We start from the raw sequence: 19518 nt of genomic DNA, 5'->3' as shown, positions 1-19518 counted from the left end.
TATGGAAGAGAAACATGCTATTGAAGTTACTGATCTGGTCATCAGCTACCAGAATCTCAAGAAAACTTCTATCAAAAAGAACCTGTTACAGTTCCACCGTCAGAAGGCTGACCGTTTTGTAGCTGTAAAGGGAATCTCCTTCTATGTTCGTGAAGGTGAGATCCTTGGAATCATTGGTAAGAACGGATGTGGTAAGTCCACCACATTGAACGCTCTGGCCGGCATCTTTTCTCCGGACAGCGGAACGATCGATCTGAAGGGACATTCCATTTCCCTTCTGTCCATTGGTGTTGGTTTCCAGCGTGAAATGACCGGAAGAGAGAATATCATTCTTTCCGGTATGCTCCTTGGCTTCTCCGAGGAGGAAGTTCGTGCAAAGGAAGCTGAAATTGTTGAGTTTGCTGAACTTGGTGAATTTATTGATATGCCTGTAAGGACCTACTCAAGTGGTATGTACTCCAAGCTGGCATTCTCTATCACCGCTATTCTGGAAACAGACATTATGCTGATCGATGAGGTCTTAAGTGTCGGTGACCAGAAATTCAAGAAAAAGAGTTACAACAAAATGAAAAGCCTGATCTCCAATAAGGAGCGTACTGTTATCATCGTATCCCACAGTATTGAGACTCTTCAGGAACTGTGTGATACCGTTATGTGGATGCATGATGGACAGATCAAACGAATCGGTGAGCCGAAGCCGGTTCTTGAAGAATATGTAGACTTCATGGAGAAGAACTAAAAAATGTGCTGGTCATCAGATGTGATCAGCACATTTTTTATGCATAAACTTATTTGACATTTCTTAAGAAAAGATGATAAAACTTTTCCCTGGCTCCGCCCGGAATCATTCCGACTGTTGTACGGACCAGACAGTTCTTAATATATTCCTTACGGGTAATAAATTTCTTACAGTAAAGATATCTCTGGAAACGCAGTACCCAGTGAAGATACTCTCTGCCTCCTCTGCGGTCATACATTCCATTTCCGGTACGCATATCAAGAATCACTTCCTGAACATTATATCCCTTGCACCCTTTACGCAACATACGCACCCACAGATAATAATCCTCAAATCCCGGGAAGTCCTGATAATTTCCCGCATGAAGAACAGCCTCCCTGCGGAACATCATACATGGATGATTAAAAGGATTTCTCTTCTTGGCATACTGCAGGATTTCCTCTGAAGTCCTCGGCAGCACTCTCAGGCGATCCATATCGCCCGGTTTCCGGGAAAATTCCTGCAAAGTACCACTCACCAGATCATATCCATCACGTTCTATGATGCGGAACTGTCTCTCGCATCGATCTGGTCTGCTGATGTCGTCACTGTCCATTCTGGCGATCACAGAACAGCGGCATCTTGGAACGCCTACATGTAAGGCATTCCCCAGCCCTTTATTCTCCTTGAGGCGAATAAGCTGAAGCTTTTCTCCCATCTGTTTCTGCGCCCATGTGATTACCTCATTCAGTTCATGGGACAAAGGTCCGTCACAGACAAGTACAAAATCTGAAAAAGGCAAAGTCTGATTCAGCATGCTCTCAATGCTCTGCCGCAAAAACTCCGGATTTTCTTTTCCATATACCGCCATCAGAACAGAATATGTCATCTCTGAATCTGTTCCCATACGATCACTCCTTAATTCTGGTATTATGATGGTTCATCTCCTGAGCGGACGGCGGATTCCAGTACTCTCCGTACATCTGGCGGAGAACAAAATCATAATCCTTCGGTCCTCTCAGCGAAATATCCTCAAACGGATAATCTGCACCTTTACCGTAGTGCTTCCTGTGGAACATTTCCTTGAGCTTGTGGATCCCCATAAAATTTACCAGATATGGTGAACTGTCATAGGAATATTTCTGCATCATACGATCCAGACGCTTCAGTTCTCTGTCTGTACGGAAAATCTTCTCTACCGGAAGGATCTTGCCTGCATTGATCAGGATCTGTTCATGCAGCGGTCTCTTGCGCTTGAGATCGACGTTTGTCGAAAACAGGGAATAATTTACCCTCGCTCTTGCGATCAGAAGCCGGAAGCAATGAAATTTACGAAGATATTTGTTGCCCGGCATTCCATCCAGAGGAAAAATATCGATCCATGCTTCTTTTTCCGCATCAACAGCTGCGGATTCATCGATCACCTTGACACGGCTGTCTGTGATCCTCGGTACATAATGATGATAACCTTCTGTTTTCTTAAAGCTGCAGTAATGAAGGTATTCTGGAAGTTCTTTCTCCGCGATCTTCTCGAAGCGTCTGAAATCCGGTCTCGGCATTCCCACATCAATATCATCATCCCACGGGATAAAGCCTTCATGTCTGACCGCACCCAGCAGTGTTCCTCCGAGTGCATAATAGCGCAGATGATGTTTCTTGCATATTCTCAGGAATTCTTTCAGAATGTCCAGTTCTACAAGCTGAAGTTTCCTGAGATCATTTTGATTCTCTGTTTTCTGTTCTGCCATGGTGAAGATCCTCCCCTGTAATTTCCTCTACGGAATCTTTCAGTGCATTTACCTGATTATCATCTACACCCTCAGAAACTTCCTTCTGGAAAAAGATCTTAACTGTCATCAACAGAAGTTTCAGATCGAGGAAAAACGAATAGTTCTCAATATAGAAGAGATCAAGTTTGAGTTTATCATATGGTGTCGTATTATATTTGCCATAAACCTGTGCATAGCCGGTAAGTCCTGCTTTAACTTTCAGACGATAATAAAATTCCGGAAGTTCCTTACGATATTCACGCATAATTGTCTTACGTTCCGGTCTCGGACCTACCAGGGACATGTCTCCCTTAAAGACGTTGAATAACTGCGGAAGCTCGTCCAGATGAAGATTACGAAGGACCTTACCGACCGGTGTGATCCTGGAATCATGTTTGGATGCAAGTCGCGCACCATGTTTCTCAGAATCCACACACATACTGCGGAATTTGCAGATCTTGAACGGCTTGCCGCCAATAGTAAGTCTCTCCTGGAAATAAAATACAGGACCACCGTCGTATAATTTGACACACAATGCCGCGATCAGCATGATCGGAGATGCCACAACAATTCCAATCGCAGATACTACGATATCCAGAAGTCTCTTGGCTGCACGCTGTTCCACAGAAAGTCCCATGTTCTTAGCAACCAGAAGTGGTGTGTCAAAAAGATGGATACGTTCACTTCCCATCAGAATGACATCCGAGATCTTCGGACTCAGATAACAACGGATAGAATGTGCAAAACAGTGTTTCAGATAACGGTTCCTGATCTGTGAAGGAAGATCCCAGATGATAACTCCGTCATATTCCTTCATCAATCGATAAATTTCTTTCTCTCCTGCATCAATGTGAACCTTGCCACTGATGTCATATTTGTCCTTACGGGAATTCATCTTGTGGATCAGGTCCCCCGGATCTCTGTCCCCGTAGATCACCAGCAGTTTACGCGCACGGTAAAGTCTGGAATAAATATATCTTGACAGCCAGATCCAGATCAGAATGATCACAAACTGTACCAGCGTCATCTCCACCATTGGCCACGGATCAAGGAACCAGCGGTTGATCAGGGTTATCTGGAAATATGTGATAACATTCGTACAGATCGTCGCGATCGTCATCGAATAAAATACATCGATACGCTTCAGGTAACCGACCTTGAGTCCTCCATATAATCTGGAAAACAGGACATTGATCAGGGCATAGATCGCGATCAGCACCCAGTTACCTTTTCTCCAGAAAGGTTCAAAGATCAGGCCACGGTAAAAATCGTACCAGATATACGCAAAAACAGCTGTCTGGGCGATCACCACAAGGCTTGCCAGACAGAAAACAACAAAGCGTTTAAAATCTTCTCGTCTTTTCACCAGAATACCTCTTATTCTAATCATATATTATTTCTTTTTCCTGACGTTGCTATTATAACGTATATCTTCTTTTCCGTCCAGTCATTGCAAAATGTTTGCCGTTTTTCCGCTCTTTCGGGTGTGGTTTTATGGATGTTTCCGACAATTTTTATTCGTATTTTGTAGTATTTTGTAGTATTTTAGTGCATTTTACATGATTTTTGTTTGTTTTTACTTATTTTTCCTTTTTTTTCATTTTTTTTAATGCATTCTTTACAACACGCAATTTTTTTCTTCAATAAAATAGACTTTTTTGCTCAAAAATGTAGAAATGTTTTTGTAAAAATTGTATAATAGGAGATATACAAGCATTATTAAAGGAAAGTGAGGGTTCACTATGAAACAAAACAACATGTTAGCGATGATCCTGGCTGGCGGCCGTGGCAGTCGTCTCCATGAACTTACCAACAAAGTTGCCAAACCGGCAGTTTCATATGGCGGTAAATACCGCATCGTTGATTTCCCGTTAAGCAACTGCGCTAACAGCGGTGTCGACATCGTGGGTGTTCTTACCCAGTATGAATCTGTCCTTCTGAACAGTTATGTAGCAGCAGGCGGTCGTTGGGGTCTTGATGCAAGAGAAAGCGGAGTTTTCGTTCTCCCGCCTCGTGAAAAAGCCGATGCTGATCTGGATGTATACAGAGGTACTGCTGACGCTATTTCTCAGAATATCGACTTTATTGACAAATACTCACCAGAATATCTTCTGGTTCTCTCCGGCGACCATATCTACAAGATGGATTATGACAAGATGCTGGATTACCACAAGGAAATGAATGCAGACGCTACCATCGCTGTTATCGAAGTACCGATGAAGGAAGCAAGCCGTTTCGGTATCATGAACACAGACGGTGACGGACGTATCGTTGAATTCGAAGAAAAACCTGAACACCCGAAGAGCAATCTTGCATCTATGGGTATCTATATCTTTAACTGGAAACTGCTTCGCAAGATCCTTCTTGCAGATATGAAGAATCCTGATTCTCACCATGACTTTGGTAAGGACGTTATTCCATGTCTCCTGAATGATAAGAAGACACTTGCAGCTTACAAATTCAAAGGCTACTGGAAGGACGTAGGAACCATCGATTCTCTCTGGGAAGCAAACATGGATCTTATCGATTCCCGCAACGAACTGAATCTGAACGATCCGGCATGGAAGATCTACACAGAAGACACATCCGCTCTTCCTCAGTACATAGGACCAAACGCCAAAGTAAATAAGGCCTTCATTACCCAGGGCTGTGTTGTAGAGGGTGAAGTAAATCATTCTGTACTGTTCACCGGATGTAAGGTCGGCGAAGGTGCCAAGATCATCGACAGTGTACTGATGCCAGGCGTAGAAGTAGCTGCAGGCGCAGTTGTACGGCGTGCTCTTGTTGCCGATAATGTCAAGATCGGTCAGGATGCTGTTGTCGGCAGCGCAGACAGTGAAAATATCGAACTCGTGTCCAAACGTGTAAAGGGGGTAGAATAATATGGCAAGAGCATTTGGAATTGTCACATCTTCCGGATCCCATATTAATGTAGGAGGACTTCAGCAGTATCGTCCGATCGGTGCTTTCTCCTTCCTTGGAAGATATCGTGTCATCGACTTTCCTATTTCAAATATGAGCAACAGCGGCATCGACCGCATTCAAGTATATGTAAAGAACAAACCGCGTTCTCTGGTAGAGCACCTCGGAACCGGCCGTCATTACAACATCAACTCCAAGCGTGGTAAACTCCAGCTTCTGTTCTCCCAGAACAGCTCAGAGAACGATGTATACAATACAAATATCGCAGCTTTCGCTGAAAACCTTGAATTCATCGAGCGTATGCATGAACCATATGTGATCATCGCTCCTGCTTACATGGTATACGCTGCAAACTACAGTGAATTTCTTCAGGCACATATTGATTCCGGTGCAGACATTTCTCTTCTGTATCATTCCGTTGATAACGCAAGAGAATCTTTCCTGAACTGCGATATTCTGAACCTGAACAAGCAGAAAGGTGTCGAATCCATCGAAAAGAACCGCGGAAGTGCTCAGAAACGCAATATCTTCATGGATACCTATATCATGAACAAAGAGCTTTTCATTGACCTCATCAAAAAAGCCAAAAAGATCTCTTCCATGTACACTCTGCCGCAGATCGTAGCAGCTTCTCTTGGAGATCTGGATACCCGTGGTATTGCACACAGAGGATACTTTGCATCTATCACTGACTTTAACAGTTATTACAATGCAAACCTCTCTTTGATCGATATCAAGACTGCTGAGGGACTGTTCAATCCGGAATGGCCGATTTACACCAGAACCAACGATTCCTGCCCGACTCAGTATCTTGAGGGAGCAGATGTTAAGAATTCCGTTATTTCCAACGGCTGCATCATCGAAGGAACTGTAGAGAACTCCGTAATCGGACGTGGCTGCCAGATCAAACCTGGTGCTGTAGTTAAGAACAGTGTTGTACTTGCTCATACTGTTGTTGGTGAGAATGCACACATTGAGAATCAGGTTATGGATAAATGGGCCAGGGTTATCCATGGCAATGAGATCATTGCTGAGGAAGGACATCCTGGATATATCCGCAGAGATGATATACTGTAATCCAAACTTTCTTTTAATAAAATGAAAAAATACCCGGCGGGCAGTTTGTCCATCGGGTATTTTTTCGTCTCTGATCCTTTTTTATAAGATAACGGTAATCGTTAATCCTCTGCCATTTTTGTTCTCTGCCGTGATACTGTGATTCTCCGCTTTCCATTTCCATGACCTCTGTGTTTGCATCGATGATCGTCAGTGGTGTCTTGAGCTCGTGGCTCGCGTCTGTGATAAAGCGTTTCTGTTTCTGGATACTCTCTTCTACCGGTCGGAATACCATCCTGGAAAAGATCACTACCAGCAGAAAGACGTATTTTGCTCCGTCTTCTGTCTCCGTCACTCTGTAGCGGTAGATTCCCTGGAATCCTGTGGTTTTGTTTTTTTTTGCTGAGCTGTCTGTGTGTATTCCTCGGCAGTCTCCTCATCAACCGCTGCGATCCTGTCCAGATCACAGTCTGTGACTTCTCCGTTCTCATCCACAGTCACAGTAAAATAGCGCGTCTCAAATGGTGTCTCCACAGAAAAACGACTCTTGTCTTTTTCATCATTCTCTGGTTTCGCCGGTGGAGTCTCTGTGTCGTCCTGCTCATGCCGTGACGGCTCCTCCGGGAATTTCCCGTCGTTCTGTTCGAGAAGTGCCGTCATTTCATCTGCACGGTCCAGCATTTCTCTGTAATTGCTGAAATTGACAACGCCCATGATGGCGGTGAGTACCAGCATGGTCGAGAGCATTGCCACTAGAATAAATTTTTTTCTTAAATCCCGTATCATGACTGTATCTCCAGATAATAGCCCTGTCCTCGTGCTGCTTTGATCTTCACGTTACGGTCTGTTGAGATCACCTGACTCGGGTTTGCCGCAAGGAGTTCCATGACCTGAAACTCCTTGTTTGGCAGTCTGCACGCATCTGTGGGGGATTTTAGTTCAAAGGTGGTGCAGTCAAGGGAAAGATTTCCGACTTTTAATGTTGAGCTGACAGCTTCTGTCCGAGGAACTATCGGTAGATTCTGCCGCTGTCGCCGCGGAGCTTCCTGCTGCGTAAACGCTTGCTGTTGACATACTTAATACTAATCCTAACATTACTGCTACATATTTTTTCTTCATAAAAAAGTTCCACCTTTCTGTGTTCGTTTCGATAAGTACACTATACAGGTGGAACTTTAATTTTACTTTAAAGTAGTTGTAAAGATTTTGTGATCAACGATAATATCTTTTTCCACTGAATGCTGTCACTACGCACTCAATCCCCTCAAGGATCAGATAAGCGCCAACCAGCACTCCCATGGAAAGAATCGTGACCATCGGCCGGAACACCAGCATAATCCCGACGATCAGCCCAAGAATATTCAGGATCAGGGAAAGTGTGTAGTAAGTACTTCCAAAATGCATCTTCATATACTGCAGATGCGAAAGTCTGGAAATACAGTGTGCAATGATCCAGATCGGAAGGATCATTGCGATCGCCCAGGTTCCTGCACTCGGATGTACCATCAGCATAAAACCTGCCATGACACCCAGAATTCCAGTCACAAGGGAAATGATCGGTCCGAAACCAGTGAAACGTTCCATTTTAACATACAGAACAATATCAGCGATTCCACTGAAAACTGCGATCAGTCCACACAGTACTACGATCCAGGTAATAATGCCTACCGGCTGTTTAATGATAAAAATCCCAAGAATGATCAGAACGATTCCCAAGATCAGCTCTGTCCATCCAATGTCAGACTGTCTTCTCATGATCGTTCGCCTCCTTTGTTTCACTTCCGTTCAGGATCGCCATAAACTCATCTCCCGTGATCGTCTCTTTTTCATAGAGATAATTAGAAAGTTCATCAAGTTTCTGGCGGTTGTCCAGAAGGATCTTTTTCGCTTTTTCATGTTCTCTCTTGACGAGTTCAACTACCTGACGGTCGATCTCTTTCTGCGTATCTGCGGAGCATGCCAGAGATGCATCACCACCAAGGTACTGATTTGTCACCGTTTCCATTGCCACCATGTCAAAATCATCGCTCATACCATAACGGGTGATCATAGAACGTGCGATCTTGGTCGCCTGCTCGATATCATTAGAAGCACCTGTGGTCACTTCGCCGAATACAACTTCCTCTGCGGCACGTCCACCGGTAAAAGTCGCGATCTTGTTTTCCAGTTCTTTCTTTGTCAGAAGGTATTTATCCCCCTGTTCTACCTGCATGGTATAACCAAGTGCACCGGAAGTTCTCGGAATGATCGTGATCTTCTGGACAGGTGCGGAATGTGTCTGCATTGCTGCGACAAGCGCATGTCCGATCTCGTGATATGCGACAACTCTCTTCTCCTGATCGGAAAGTACGGCATTTTTCTTCTGGTATCCTGCGATAACGACTTCGATGCTCTCTTCAAGGTCTGCTTCTGTCACAACTTCGCGGTTGTCGCGGACTGCACGAAGAGCTGCTTCATTGACAATATTGGCAAGTTCCGCACCGGAAGCTCCGGATGCCATTCTTGCGATCGTATGGAAATCTACATCATCAGAAAGCTGAACTTTCTTTGCATGTACTTTAAGGATTGCTTCACGGCCTTCAAGATCCGGAAGTTCCACAGGTACACGGCGGTCAAAACGTCCCGGACGAGTCAATGCCGGGTCAAGAGATTCCGGACGGTTGGTCGCTGCCAGAATGATAACACCATTGTTTCCTCCAAAACCATCCATCTCTGTAAGAAGCTGGTTCAGAGTCTGCTCACGTTCATCATTGCCGCCTGCCATCTGACCATCACGTTTCTTGCCGATGGCATCGATCTCGTCGATAAATACGATACAAGGAGCCTTTTCTTTTGCCTGGCTGAAAAGATCACGGACTTTGGATGCGCCCATTCCGACGAACATCTCGACAAATTCAGAACCGGACATGGAGAAGAACGGTACATCAGCCTCTCCGGCTACCGCTTTTGCCAGCATAGTCTTACCAGTACCTGGAGGGCCTACGAGCAGGACTCCTTTCGGCATGGAAGCACCGACTTTGGTGTATTTTTCCGGATTGTGAAGATAATCAACGATTTCCTGAAGATTTTCTTTTGCTTCTTCCTCACCTGCAACATCGCTGAAATGAATTCCTTCGGTTGATGGTACATAAACCTTGGCGTTGCTTTTTCCCATTCCAAATGCCATAGAATTCTTGCCGCCCGCCTGGTTCATCATTTTGCGGCCCATATACTGGCCAAGTGCGATAAAGATCACCAGCGGAAGAATACCTGTGAGCAGAAAACTTGCCAGCGGTGATATCTGCTGATCGATCTCCTTGGAAAACTTCGCTCCGGCATCGTAAAGACGCTCTGTCAGAGTCGGGTCGTCCATCACACCTGTTTTGTAAACGATATTCGAGTCATCCTTGTCTGTAAAAAGGATCTGATTGTCCTCAATCTGGACATCCTCAATCTTTTTGTCTTCAATCTTTGACATAAAAGTTCCATAATCTACTTCCCTGACCATGCTCTTCGTGATCATCGGTGTCACGATCACGTTAAAAATGACAAGGACCAGAAGCACGATTCCGTAATAATAAAGCAATGGCTTCTTTGGTGATTTCACTTCTTTCATGAAACAGTTCCTCCTTACCCTGGTTATCTTTTAATTCATTATCCATTATATCCCAGATCCGGTCTTTTTTTATATAGACAAAATCCGCAATATGTTCGATTTTGTCACACATTGCGGATTCTGTCCTACGTTTCTTTTTTTATGAAATTTATCAGAATTTGCGAAAACGCGCATATCTCATCTCAAGGAGTTCTTCTTCTGACAGAATTGTATATTGCTTAAGGAAAACACGGATTCTGTCGTCCAGCCGCTCAGTCACCTGCCACAGACTTTCAGGAGTCAGATTCTCCGGTTCCGGGATCACCTGCTCGATGATTCCTTTCTGGTAAAGGTCAGATGCTGTCAGTTTCATAACTGCTGCAGCTTCTTTGGCTTTGGTGCTGTCTTTCCAGAGAATGCTTGCGAACCCTTCCGGTGAAAGAATGGAATACACGGAGTTTTCCAGCATCCATACCTGATCTCCGGCCGCAAGTGCAAGTGCACCGCCGCTGCCGCCTTCGCCTGTTACAATGGACAGAACCGGCGTCTTCAGTCCGGCAAGTTCCCAGAGATTACAGGCAATTGCCTCGCCCTGTCCCCGTTCTTCTGCCTCGATCCCGCAAAATGCTCCCGGGGTATCCACGAAACAGATGACCGGTCGGTGAAATTTCTCTGCCTGTTTCATCAGACGAAGAGCTTTGCGGTATCCTTCCGGCATCGGCATGCCAAAGTTGTGCGCGATATTTTCTTTTGTGTTGGTTCCTTTTTCCTGCACGATGACAGTGACTGGTCTTCCATGGAATTTTGCGATCCCGCCGATAACTGCCCTGTCATCTCCGTAGTTTCGGTCTCCGTGGAATTCCATGAAATCAGTAAAAAGTGCTTCTATATAATCACTGCCGGACGGACGGTCTGTCTTTCGTGAAAGCTGGACACGTTCCCAGGCTGTGAGGTACGGGTTGATGCCTGCGTGGGCAACATCGGATTTCGGTGAAAATTCATCCTTATTTATATAAGAAGCTTTTTCATTTTCCGAAGTACTGTCTGCGCTCTGCCCCTCATGCATCTCCAGGATCTTTCCAAGTGTTTCTTTCAGATCCTCACGTCTTACAATGTCATCCACAAAACCGTGCTCTACAAGAAATTCTGCTCTCTGAAATCCCTTCGGCAGTTTCTGGCGGATCGTCTGCTCAATGACACGCGGTCCTGCGAATCCGATCAGTGCTCCCGGTTCTGCCAGAATGATATCTCCCAGCATTGCAAAACTTGCCGTCACACCTCCAGTCGTAGGTTCCGTCAAAACACTCACATAAAGTAATCCTGCTTTACTGTGGCGTTCCAGTGCCGCCGATGTCTTTGCCATCTGCATCAGAGATGTAATGCCTTCCTGCATTCTGGCTCCGCCGGAACAAGCAAAAATGATGACCGGAAGTTTTTCTTCCGTTGCACGCTCTACTGCTCTGGTGATCTTTTCACCGACAGCCCAGCCCATGCTCGCCATCAGAAATCTTCCGTCGCAGACTGCGATCACTGTCTCTCTGCCGTTTATTTTGCCCCTGCCTGTGACAACAGCTTCTTTAAGTCCTGTTTTCTCCTGAAGTGCCTGCACTTTTTCCGGATAACCTTTGTAGTTTACAGGATTTCCACCAGTCAGATCATGATCCCACTCTTCAAAAGTTCCCTCATCAATGACCATCTGAATCCTTCGGTATGCATGGATACGAAAATATCCTCCACACTTCGGACAGATATAATTCCCCTGTTTTACATCTTCTGCAATGATCGCCGCTCCGCACTTGTTACATTTGCGAAGAAGTCCTTCCGGCACTTCCGGTCTGGAAGCACGGGCTGCATTATGGCTCTGTATTCTGGAAACAATTCTTGTCTTTTTGAACATGTTGTCCAACTTCATGGTCGCTCAACTCCTGTTATATCTAATTAACCCACTCTCTTCTCTTGTTGCGCTTCGCTTTCCATCCGTTCGATAAACTCTACATCCGTATTCCCGGACTGAAAATCCGGGTGTTCCAGGATTTCATACTGGTAGTCCACGTTGGTGTCGATCCCCTCAATGATCACTTCACCAAGTGCACTCTGCATCTTACGGATCGCTTCGGTACGGTTCTTTGCCCACACGATCACCTTCGCGATCATGGAATCATAGTACGGCGGGATCGTATATCCACTGTACACGGCAGAATCAATACGGATTCCTTTTCCACCCGGAAAATACATATCTGTGATCGTTCCCGGTGACGGTCGAAAACCTTTGGACGGGTTTTCGGCATTGATCCTGCATTCGATCGCATGACCGGTAAGATGAATATCTTCCTGCTTGCAGGAAAGCGGAAGTCCGGAAGCGATACGGATCTGCTCTTTGACAAGATCCACGCCAGTCACCCACTCTGTGACCGGATGTTCCACCTGGATTCGGGTATTCATTTCCATGAAATAAAATCTGCCATCTTTATCAAGAAGGAATTCAATCGTTCCGGCATTTTCATACCCGGCTGCTTTTGCCGCTTTTACTGCTGCCTCACCCATTCTGGCACGAAGATCATCGGAAATCACCTCGCACGGAGACTCCTCGATCATCTTCTGATGATTTCGCTGGATGGAGCAGTCACGCTCTCCCAGATGGATCACATTTCCAAACTTATCTGCCATGATCTGAAACTCGATATGTCTTGGATGACGCACAAAATGTTCCACATACATCGTGGAATCGCCAAAAGCCATCTGCGTTTCTTTCTGTGCAGTACGGAAACTTTCTTCAAAATCTGCCAGAGTGTCAGCAACTCGCATTCCTTTGCCGCCGCCTCCAAGAGCAGCCTTGATGATGACCGGATACCCGATCGTTTCTGCTTCTTTCATTCCCTCTTCTACTGTGTAGATTGGATTTTTACCGCCGGGAATGATCGGAACACCTGCATTTGCCATCGTGTTTTTTGCCGCCTGTTTATTTCCAAGACTTGCGATCACACTGGATGGCGGTCCGATAAAAGTAATATTACACTGCTCACAAAGCTCTGCAAAACGACTGTTTTCGGAAAGGAAACCAAATCCCGGATGGATTGCATCGGCTCCTGTAACGATCGTCGCACTGATGATATTTTCCATGCTGAGGTAGCTCTGGGATGACGGTGCCGGTCCGATACAGACTGCCTCATCCGCAAGCTGTGTATGAAGCGCATCTCTGTCCGCTTCTGAATAAACAGCCACTGTCTCTATTCCCATTTCTCTGCATGCGCGGATGATCCGCACCGCGATCTCCCCTCGATTCGCGATCAGCACTTTTTTAATCATAGTGTGTCACCTATCCAATCATAAAAGTCAGTTCTGCATCAACTACCACTTTGCCGTCGACACTTGCAACTGCATGACCGACACCTACCGGTCCTTTGCATTTGATAATTGTCGTTTCCAGTCGAAGCTTGTCTCCCGGGACAACTTTTCCACGGAATCTGCAGTTTTTGATCCCGCCAAAATATGCGATCTTGCCTTTGTTTTCTTCAAGGCTCAGGATTGCTACAGCTCCTGTCTGCGCAAGAGCTTCCACCATCAGAACACCCGGCATGACCGGTTCCTGCGGGAAATGTCCCCTGAAAAAGTCCTCACGGAATGTCACACATTTATAACCGACGGCAAATTTGCCCGGTTCATAATCCTCGATATAATCCACCAGAAGAAATGGATGTCTGTGAGGAAGAATCTGTTCAATTTCTTTTACACCTAATTTATTCATGATCTATACTCCCCAGTTACTTCACACAATCCGGAACAACGGCTGTCCATACTCCACTGCCTGTCCGTTCTGCACATAAATCTCTGCAACTTTTCCGTCGAAATCGCTTTCGATCTCGTTCATCAGTTTCATCGCTTCCACGATGGCAAGTGTCTGGCCTTTTTTCACCTGATCACCAACAGAAACAAACGGATCTGCATCCTCAGACGGTGCTGCATAAAAAGTTCCCACCAGAGGAGATTTTACGATCATACCCTCCGGCTCGCTGGACGCTGCCTGTACAGTTTCAGCATTTACAGTCGCCGGACTGGCTGCTGCAAGACCCGCGATCGGCACATCCGGCTGATTTCCTGCAACCACTACCGTTTCTTTTTTCTTCTTCAGATGAATGCTGGTTCCGTTTTCTTCGTAAGCAAAATCTGTCAGTTCAGAATCTGATACTGTTTTTATTAATATAAGAAGATTTTCAAACTCCATAATCTATCAACCCTCGTATTTCTTCACAAGAAGTGTCGCATTGTGTCCGCCGAAACCAAGAGAATTGCTCATTGCATAGCGGATCTCTTTTTCCACCGGAGCACCGATCGCATAATTCAGGTCACACTCTTCATCCGGCTCTGTGGTTCCAACGGTCTGATGGATAAATCCCTCTTCCAGAGATTTTACACATGTTACAAATTCCACACCGCCAGCTGCACCGAGCAGATGTCCGATCATGGATTTGGTTGAATTTACAACCAGATTTTTTGCCGCATCTCCAAATGCCTTGTGGATCGCTCTTGTCTCAAACAGGTCGTTGTGGTGCGTGCTTGTTCCATGTGCGTTGATGTATTCCACCTCAGATGGCTGTACGCCGGCTTCTTCCATTGCCAGTTCCATTGCTCTTGCTGCGCCTGCTCCGTCCTCTGCCGGAGAAGTGATATGGAAAGCATCAGCTGTTGCACCGTAACCGACAAGCTCGGCGTAGATCCTTGCGCCTCTTGCCTTCGCATGCTCCAGTTCCTCAAGGACCACGATGCCGGCACCTTCACCAAGCACAAAACCACTTCTGTCTTTGTCAAACGGGATAGATGCTCTTGCGGCATCTTCTGTTTTGGTAAGGGCAGTAAGGGCAGTAAAACCTGCAACACCTGTCGGGCAGATACAGCTTTCCGTTCCACCTGCCAGCATGATCTCGGCATCCCCGTACTGGATCGCGCGGAATGCATCACCAATGCTATGAGTTCCGGAAGCACAGGCTGTCACAACATCTGTACATTTGCCGCGGAGTCCGAACTGAATGGAGATATTTCCTGCTGCCATGTTGGAGATCATCATCGGTACCATCAGAGGATTTACTTTTCCAGGTCCTTTGGTGAGGATTTTTTCATAGTTATTCTCTACCTGCGGAAGACTTCCGATACCGGAGCCAACGATCACGCCTGCGCGGAAAGAATCTTCTTTTTCCATATCGATCCCGGAATCTTCCAGGGCTTCTTTTGCTGCCGTCACTGCATACTGGCAGAACGGATCCATACGTCTCGCAGATCTCGGATCCATATGGTCTTTTGCGTTAAAATCCTTCACCTCTGCGGCAATCTTTACTTTGTAATCGGTGGTATCAAACTTCGTGATCGGTCCGATGCCGACTTTTCCCTCGCGGATCCCTGCCCAGAAATCCTTTACATTATTTCCAATAGGGGTAACTGCACCAAGTCCGGTGACAACGACTCTTCTCTTACTCATATGACCATTCCTCCATCGACCCGAATTACCTGTCCTGTGATGTATGCAGCATCGTCAGATGCCAGAAAAGCGACTGTTTTTGCGATATCCTCCGGCTTGCCAAAATGTCCGAGCGGAATCTGTGCGGCAGATGCTTTTTTTACTTCTTCGGATAATACTGCTGTCATTTCTGTCTCAATAAATCCCGGTGCCACTGCATTTACAGTAATTCCACGGGATGCAAGTTCTCTCGCCGCACTCTTTGTCATGCCGATGATCCCTGCCTTGGATGCCGCGTAGTTTGCCTGTCCTGCATTTCCGGCAATTCCAACTACAGATGCCATGCTGATGATACGTCCGCTGCGCTGGCGGAGCATCTGTCTGGAAACAAAACGCATCATATTGAAAGTTCCCTTGAGGTTGACATCGATCACGTTGTCAAAATCTGCTTCAGACATTCCCATCAGAAGGCCATCCTTTGTGATTCCTGCATTGTTCACCAGGATATCAATACTTCCATGTGTCTTTACGATATCTTTTACGGCACTTTCGCAGGCTTTATGATCAGCGACATTCCACTGTCTGGTCTCTGCTTCGCCGCCTTTTTCCTCGATCTCTTTCTGTACTTCCTTTGCGCGTTCCTCAGAACCGTTATAATTGATCACAACTGTTGCACCTCTCGACGCAAGTTCCAGGGCAATGGCTCTTCCGATCCCTCTGGAAGCACCTGTTACAACAGCAACTTTCTTTTTATTCTGCTCTGCCACTTATTTTCTCCTTATTTAAGTTCCTCACACACCAAAACAGCTTCTTCCCAGCTTCCAATGTGATAGGATTTTACATTTTTATCGATCTTTCGAAGGAATCCTGTCAGTGTTTTGCCCGGTCCGATCTCTACGAAGGTATCCACGCCTTCGCGGATCATGGTCTCCACACTCTGCTGCCAGCGGACAGATCCGCTGACCTGCGCTACCAGAAGTTCTTCGATCTTTCCGCAGTCTGTAATTACCTCTGCGTTGATGTTCGCCACATACGGAACTTTCAGGGGATTCATACTGACTCCGGCAAAAACCTTCGCCAGTTCTTCTCCTGCCGGTCTCATCATCGGTGAATGGAAAGGTCCACTTACTTTAAGCGGAAGTACCCTTCTTGCACCTGCCTCTTTGAGAGCTGTTCCCGCCTCGGCAACTGCTTTCGCTTCACCGGTAATGACAATCTGTCCCGGGCAGTTGTAGTTTGCAATGGAAACGCCCTCTCTGCCATTTAAGACATCCTCAATGACTGCTGCATCAAGTCCGAGTACTGCGGACATTGCCCCGGTTCCTTCCGGTGCTGCATGTTCCATAAAAATCCCTCTGGAGCGAACAGTGCGTACTGCATCCATGTCGCACATTCCGCCTGCCACTGCGATCGCACAGTATTCACCAAGGCTTAAGCCCGCTGCCATATCCGCATGAAGTCCCATTGCTTCGACAGCTCTCGTCATTGCAAGACAGGCTGTTACCATCGCCACCTGTGTATATTCTGTTTTGTCCAAAAGATCATTTTCTTCGAAACAAAGTTTCTTAAGGTCAAGATCTACCGCTTCAGATGCCTGATCAAAAACGGCTTTGGACAGAGGACTTTTTTCATAAAAATCCTTTCCCATTCCAACTGCCTGTGCGCCCTGTCCCGGATAAATAAAAGCGATCTTACTCATCTGCATTTACCCCGTTCATCAGCTTGCCTGCATCGACAACAGTTGTTTTGATGATGTCTTCACAGGAACGTTCCTCTTTGATCATGCCTGCAATCTGACCTGCCATCAGGCTTCCGTTCTTTGCATCACCTTCCTGAACGGCTTTTCTGAGGCTTCCCAGAGTAAGCTGTTCCAGTTCCTCAAACGGTGCGCCTGCTTTTTCCAGTTCCAGATATCTGCGGACCATGTCGTTACGGAGAACACGGATCGGATGTCCGGTGCTTCTTCCTGTTACACGACTGTCGATGTCTTTTGCTTTGATGATGCTGTTTTTATAATTTTCATGGATCACAGATTCTTTGGATGCTGCAAAAACGGTTCCCATCTGGATTCCTTTTGCGCCAAGCATGAATGCTGCTGCCATTCCTCTGCCATCTGCGATACCGCCTGCTGCGATCACCGGAATCTTCACTGCGTCAACGACCTGCGGAACCAGTACCATTGTGGTAAGCTCTCCGATATGGCCGCCTGCCTCACAGCCTTCGGCAACGACCGCATCTGCACCGCAGCGTTCCATACGTTTTGCAAGTGCTACGGATGCAACGACCGGGATAACTTTGACTCCGGCTGCTTTCCAGTCTGCCATGTATTTCTCAGGGCTTCCGGCTCCTGTGGTAACGACTTTGACGCCTTCCTCCACGATAACCTTAGCAACTTTTTCTGATTCCGGATTCATCAGCATGATATTGACACCAAACGGTTTGTCTGTCAGTTTCTTTGTCTCACGGATCTGCTCTCTGACCCATTCTGCCGGCGCACCGCCTGCTGCAATCAGTCCAAGACCGCCTGCATTGGATACAGCTGCTGCCAGATGACATTCCGCAACCCATGCCATGCCACCCTGGATCACCGGATATTCAATTCCTAATAATTCTGTGATCTCTGTTTTCATAATAAAATCCTCTTGTCCTGTGACTCTTATGCCTGATGCTCTGTCAGGTAGTTCATTGCGTCTGCTACGGTTGTGATCTTTTCAAGATCTTCACTTGGAATCTCTACAGAAAATTCTTCCTCAAGTGCCATTGCCAGTTCAAAAAGATCAAGGGAATCTGCATGAAGATCATCCATGAAGGATGTCTCTGCAGTGATCTCTGCTGCGTTTGCTCCTAAAGTGTCTGCTGTAAGTTCGATGATTTTTTCTAACATTTTTGTTTTCTCCTTTTTCTGTTCTATTTTTTATATTTATAAATTCAGATTATCTGTAAGTTGCTTTATCACTTCGTATGGCTGTCAATCCCCCACTCCAATACACTTGCTCCCCACGAAAGCCCTGCGCCAAATCCTGCCAGAACCAGCTTCTGCCCTTTCCTGAGGATACCCTTCCGGTTCAGTTCATTCAGCAAAATCGGAATGCTCGCGGATGACGTATTTCCATAATCCTGAAGGTTCATTGGAAACTTCCCGATATCCAGGCGAAGCCGCCTCGCAACTGCATCCACGATCCTCGCATTCGCCTGGTGAAGAACAAACCAGTCAATGTCCTCTATAGAAAGTTCATTTTCTTTCAAAACTTCCTGTATCACCTGCGGAACATTGCGGACCGCAAACTGAAAGACATCCTTGCCATTCATGGTAATGTATTCTGTTTTTGCTTCTTTGCAGTCTCTGTCAATACTTCGGATTCTGCCTGCGGCTCCCGGTCCGGTAAGTGCCGATCCGCCTTTTCCATCGGAGTGTGCCGCCGGTCGGTAGCTCTTGCCCTCTGCTGCCTTTAGAAGAACCGCTCCGGCCCCATCTCCAAACAGGATGCAGGTTCCGCGATCCGTCCAGTCCACCAGTCTGGAAAGACTCTCACTTCCTATGACCAGGATCGTCCGGCAGATTCCGGATGAGATATAAGCCTGGGCAGTATTATAAGCAAAAAGAAATCCGCTGCACGCAGCATTGAGATCAAATCCGACCGCTCTGACCGCTCCAAGTATTTCCTGTACCTGACAGGCTGTACATGGAAAAACCCGGTCAGCTGAACCCGTTGCCACCAGAATCATATCTACTTCTTCCGGTGAAACTCCGGCTTCCTCAAGTGCCTGGCGGCCTGCTTCCGCTGCCATGGAAACTGTCGTTTCCTTTTCCACAATGCGCCGTCGCTCCACACCAGTCCGTTCCCGGATCCATTTATCACTGGTATCTACAAAACCTGCGATCTCATTGTTATCCAGAACTCTCTCAGGGACACAGGCTCCCGTTCCCCGGATGACTCCGGTTATGGTCTGTTCTTTATTCATAATAGTTGTTTCCTCATATTCCTAATTTGTTTTGATTTTAGAATATTTTGATTGTCAAAGTATATCT

20 protein-coding genes are annotated in these 19518 nt (G+C 46.3%); 3 read left to right on the top strand and 17 right to left on the bottom strand.

All coding sequences use genetic code 11. From position 1 onward, the window contains the following. Position 1: 1 nt before the first annotated feature. Complete coding sequence (locus WMO75_RS05070) at positions 2-739, top strand: ABC transporter ATP-binding protein (RefSeq protein ID WP_022215469.1); 738 nt, start codon at positions 2-4, stop codon at positions 737-739. A 49-nt stretch (positions 740-788) separates the two neighbouring features. On the opposite strand, the gene WMO75_RS05065 is transcribed toward WMO75_RS05070, so the two are convergent. The 3 genes from WMO75_RS05065 to WMO75_RS05055 are packed head-to-tail and all read right to left on the bottom strand — an operon-like array spanning position 789 to position 3853. Beyond that, positions 789-1625, bottom strand: a complete 837-nt coding sequence (locus WMO75_RS05065) for a glycosyltransferase (protein WP_022215470.1) — start codon at positions 1623-1625, stop codon at positions 789-791. Positions 1626-1629: 4 nt separating this feature from the next. Beyond that, positions 1630-2466: a LicD family protein gene (locus tag WMO75_RS05060; RefSeq protein WP_022215471.1), complete on the bottom strand. Its 837-nt coding sequence runs from the start codon at positions 2464-2466 to the stop codon at positions 1630-1632. Beyond that, positions 2435-3853 (bottom strand): sugar transferase, encoded by a 1419-nt coding sequence (locus tag WMO75_RS05055; RefSeq protein WP_173905696.1) that lies wholly within the window; start codon positions 3851-3853, stop codon positions 2435-2437. The genes WMO75_RS05060 and WMO75_RS05055 overlap by 32 nt, the downstream gene beginning before the upstream one ends. A 376-nt stretch (positions 3854-4229) precedes the next feature. Between WMO75_RS05055 and WMO75_RS05050 the strand changes: the two genes are divergently transcribed. Further along, a complete protein-coding gene (locus tag WMO75_RS05050; protein ID WP_022215473.1) occupies positions 4230-5369 on the top strand; it encodes a glucose-1-phosphate adenylyltransferase in 1140 nt (379 codons plus the stop codon). Position 5370: 1 nt separating this feature from the next. After that, entirely contained in the window at positions 5371-6486 is a 1116-nt protein-coding gene (gene glgD / locus WMO75_RS05045; protein ID WP_291579315.1) for a glucose-1-phosphate adenylyltransferase subunit GlgD, read from the top strand. Between the two features lie 13 nt (positions 6487-6499). Here glgD and WMO75_RS05040 read toward each other — a convergent pair whose 3' ends face one another. The 14 genes from WMO75_RS05040 to WMO75_RS04975 all read right to left on the bottom strand — a co-directional run bounded on the left by WMO75_RS05040 (position 6500) and on the right by WMO75_RS04975 (position 19451). Then, a complete protein-coding gene (locus WMO75_RS05040; protein WP_291579313.1) occupies positions 6500-6820 on the bottom strand; it encodes a histidine kinase dimerization/phospho-acceptor domain-containing protein in 321 nt (106 codons plus the stop codon). After that, positions 6817-7251, bottom strand: a complete 435-nt coding sequence (locus tag WMO75_RS05035) for a hypothetical protein (RefSeq protein ID WP_291579311.1) — start codon at positions 7249-7251, stop codon at positions 6817-6819. The genes WMO75_RS05040 and WMO75_RS05035 overlap by 4 nt, the downstream gene beginning before the upstream one ends. A 426-nt stretch (positions 7252-7677) precedes the next feature. Then, entirely contained in the window at positions 7678-8220 is a 543-nt protein-coding gene (locus WMO75_RS05030) for an HdeD family acid-resistance protein (protein WP_303223290.1), read from the bottom strand. Further along, positions 8204-10060 (bottom strand): ATP-dependent zinc metalloprotease FtsH, encoded by a 1857-nt coding sequence (ftsH, locus tag WMO75_RS05025; RefSeq protein WP_022215479.1) that lies wholly within the window; start codon positions 10058-10060, stop codon positions 8204-8206. The genes WMO75_RS05030 and ftsH overlap by 17 nt, the downstream gene beginning before the upstream one ends. A gap of 151 nt (positions 10061-10211) precedes the next feature. Further along, positions 10212-11951 carry an acetyl-CoA carboxylase carboxyltransferase subunit alpha gene (locus WMO75_RS05020; RefSeq protein ID WP_303223291.1) on the bottom strand — a complete coding sequence of 580 codons (1740 nt, stop codon included), beginning with the start codon at positions 11949-11951 and terminating at the stop codon, positions 10212-10214. A 26-nt stretch (positions 11952-11977) separates the two neighbouring features. Next, a complete protein-coding gene (locus WMO75_RS05015; protein ID WP_118699104.1) occupies positions 11978-13345 on the bottom strand; it encodes an acetyl-CoA carboxylase biotin carboxylase subunit in 1368 nt (455 codons plus the stop codon). Between the two features lie 10 nt (positions 13346-13355). Then, positions 13356-13784, bottom strand: a complete 429-nt coding sequence (gene fabZ, locus WMO75_RS05010; RefSeq protein WP_118252329.1) for a 3-hydroxyacyl-ACP dehydratase FabZ — start codon at positions 13782-13784, stop codon at positions 13356-13358. A 21-nt stretch (positions 13785-13805) separates the two neighbouring features. Continuing rightward, a complete protein-coding gene (gene accB / locus WMO75_RS05005) occupies positions 13806-14261 on the bottom strand; it encodes an acetyl-CoA carboxylase biotin carboxyl carrier protein (RefSeq protein WP_303223292.1) in 456 nt (151 codons plus the stop codon). Positions 14262-14267: 6 nt separating this feature from the next. Beyond that, positions 14268-15509 (bottom strand): beta-ketoacyl-ACP synthase II, encoded by a 1242-nt coding sequence (gene fabF, locus WMO75_RS05000; RefSeq protein WP_118252330.1) that lies wholly within the window; start codon positions 15507-15509, stop codon positions 14268-14270. Continuing rightward, a complete protein-coding gene (fabG, locus tag WMO75_RS04995; protein WP_303223294.1) occupies positions 15506-16255 on the bottom strand; it encodes a 3-oxoacyl-[acyl-carrier-protein] reductase in 750 nt (249 codons plus the stop codon). The genes fabF and fabG overlap by 4 nt, the downstream gene beginning before the upstream one ends. An 11-nt stretch (positions 16256-16266) precedes the next feature. Beyond that, positions 16267-17187: an ACP S-malonyltransferase gene (fabD, locus tag WMO75_RS04990; RefSeq protein ID WP_303223295.1), complete on the bottom strand. Its 921-nt coding sequence runs from the start codon at positions 17185-17187 to the stop codon at positions 16267-16269. Next, positions 17180-18118 (bottom strand): enoyl-[acyl-carrier-protein] reductase FabK, encoded by a 939-nt coding sequence (gene fabK / locus WMO75_RS04985; RefSeq protein ID WP_022215487.1) that lies wholly within the window; start codon positions 18116-18118, stop codon positions 17180-17182. The genes fabD and fabK overlap by 8 nt, the downstream gene beginning before the upstream one ends. 26 nt (positions 18119-18144) lie before the next feature. Beyond that, a complete protein-coding gene (gene acpP, locus WMO75_RS04980; RefSeq protein WP_022215488.1) occupies positions 18145-18372 on the bottom strand; it encodes an acyl carrier protein in 228 nt (75 codons plus the stop codon). Between the two features lie 68 nt (positions 18373-18440). Beyond that, on the bottom strand, positions 18441-19451 hold the full coding sequence (locus tag WMO75_RS04975; RefSeq protein WP_303223296.1) for a beta-ketoacyl-ACP synthase III: 1011 nt from the start codon (positions 19449-19451) through the stop codon (positions 18441-18443). Between the last annotated feature and the right edge of the window lie 67 nt (positions 19452-19518).

The organism is Blautia intestinihominis (genome assembly GCF_040096655.1).
In the GTDB taxonomy this organism is placed as follows: domain Bacteria; phylum Bacillota; class Clostridia; order Lachnospirales; family Lachnospiraceae; genus Blautia_A; species Blautia_A intestinihominis.
Note: the sequence above shows the minus strand (reverse complement) of the source record. Positions and strands in the feature narration are given on the sequence as shown.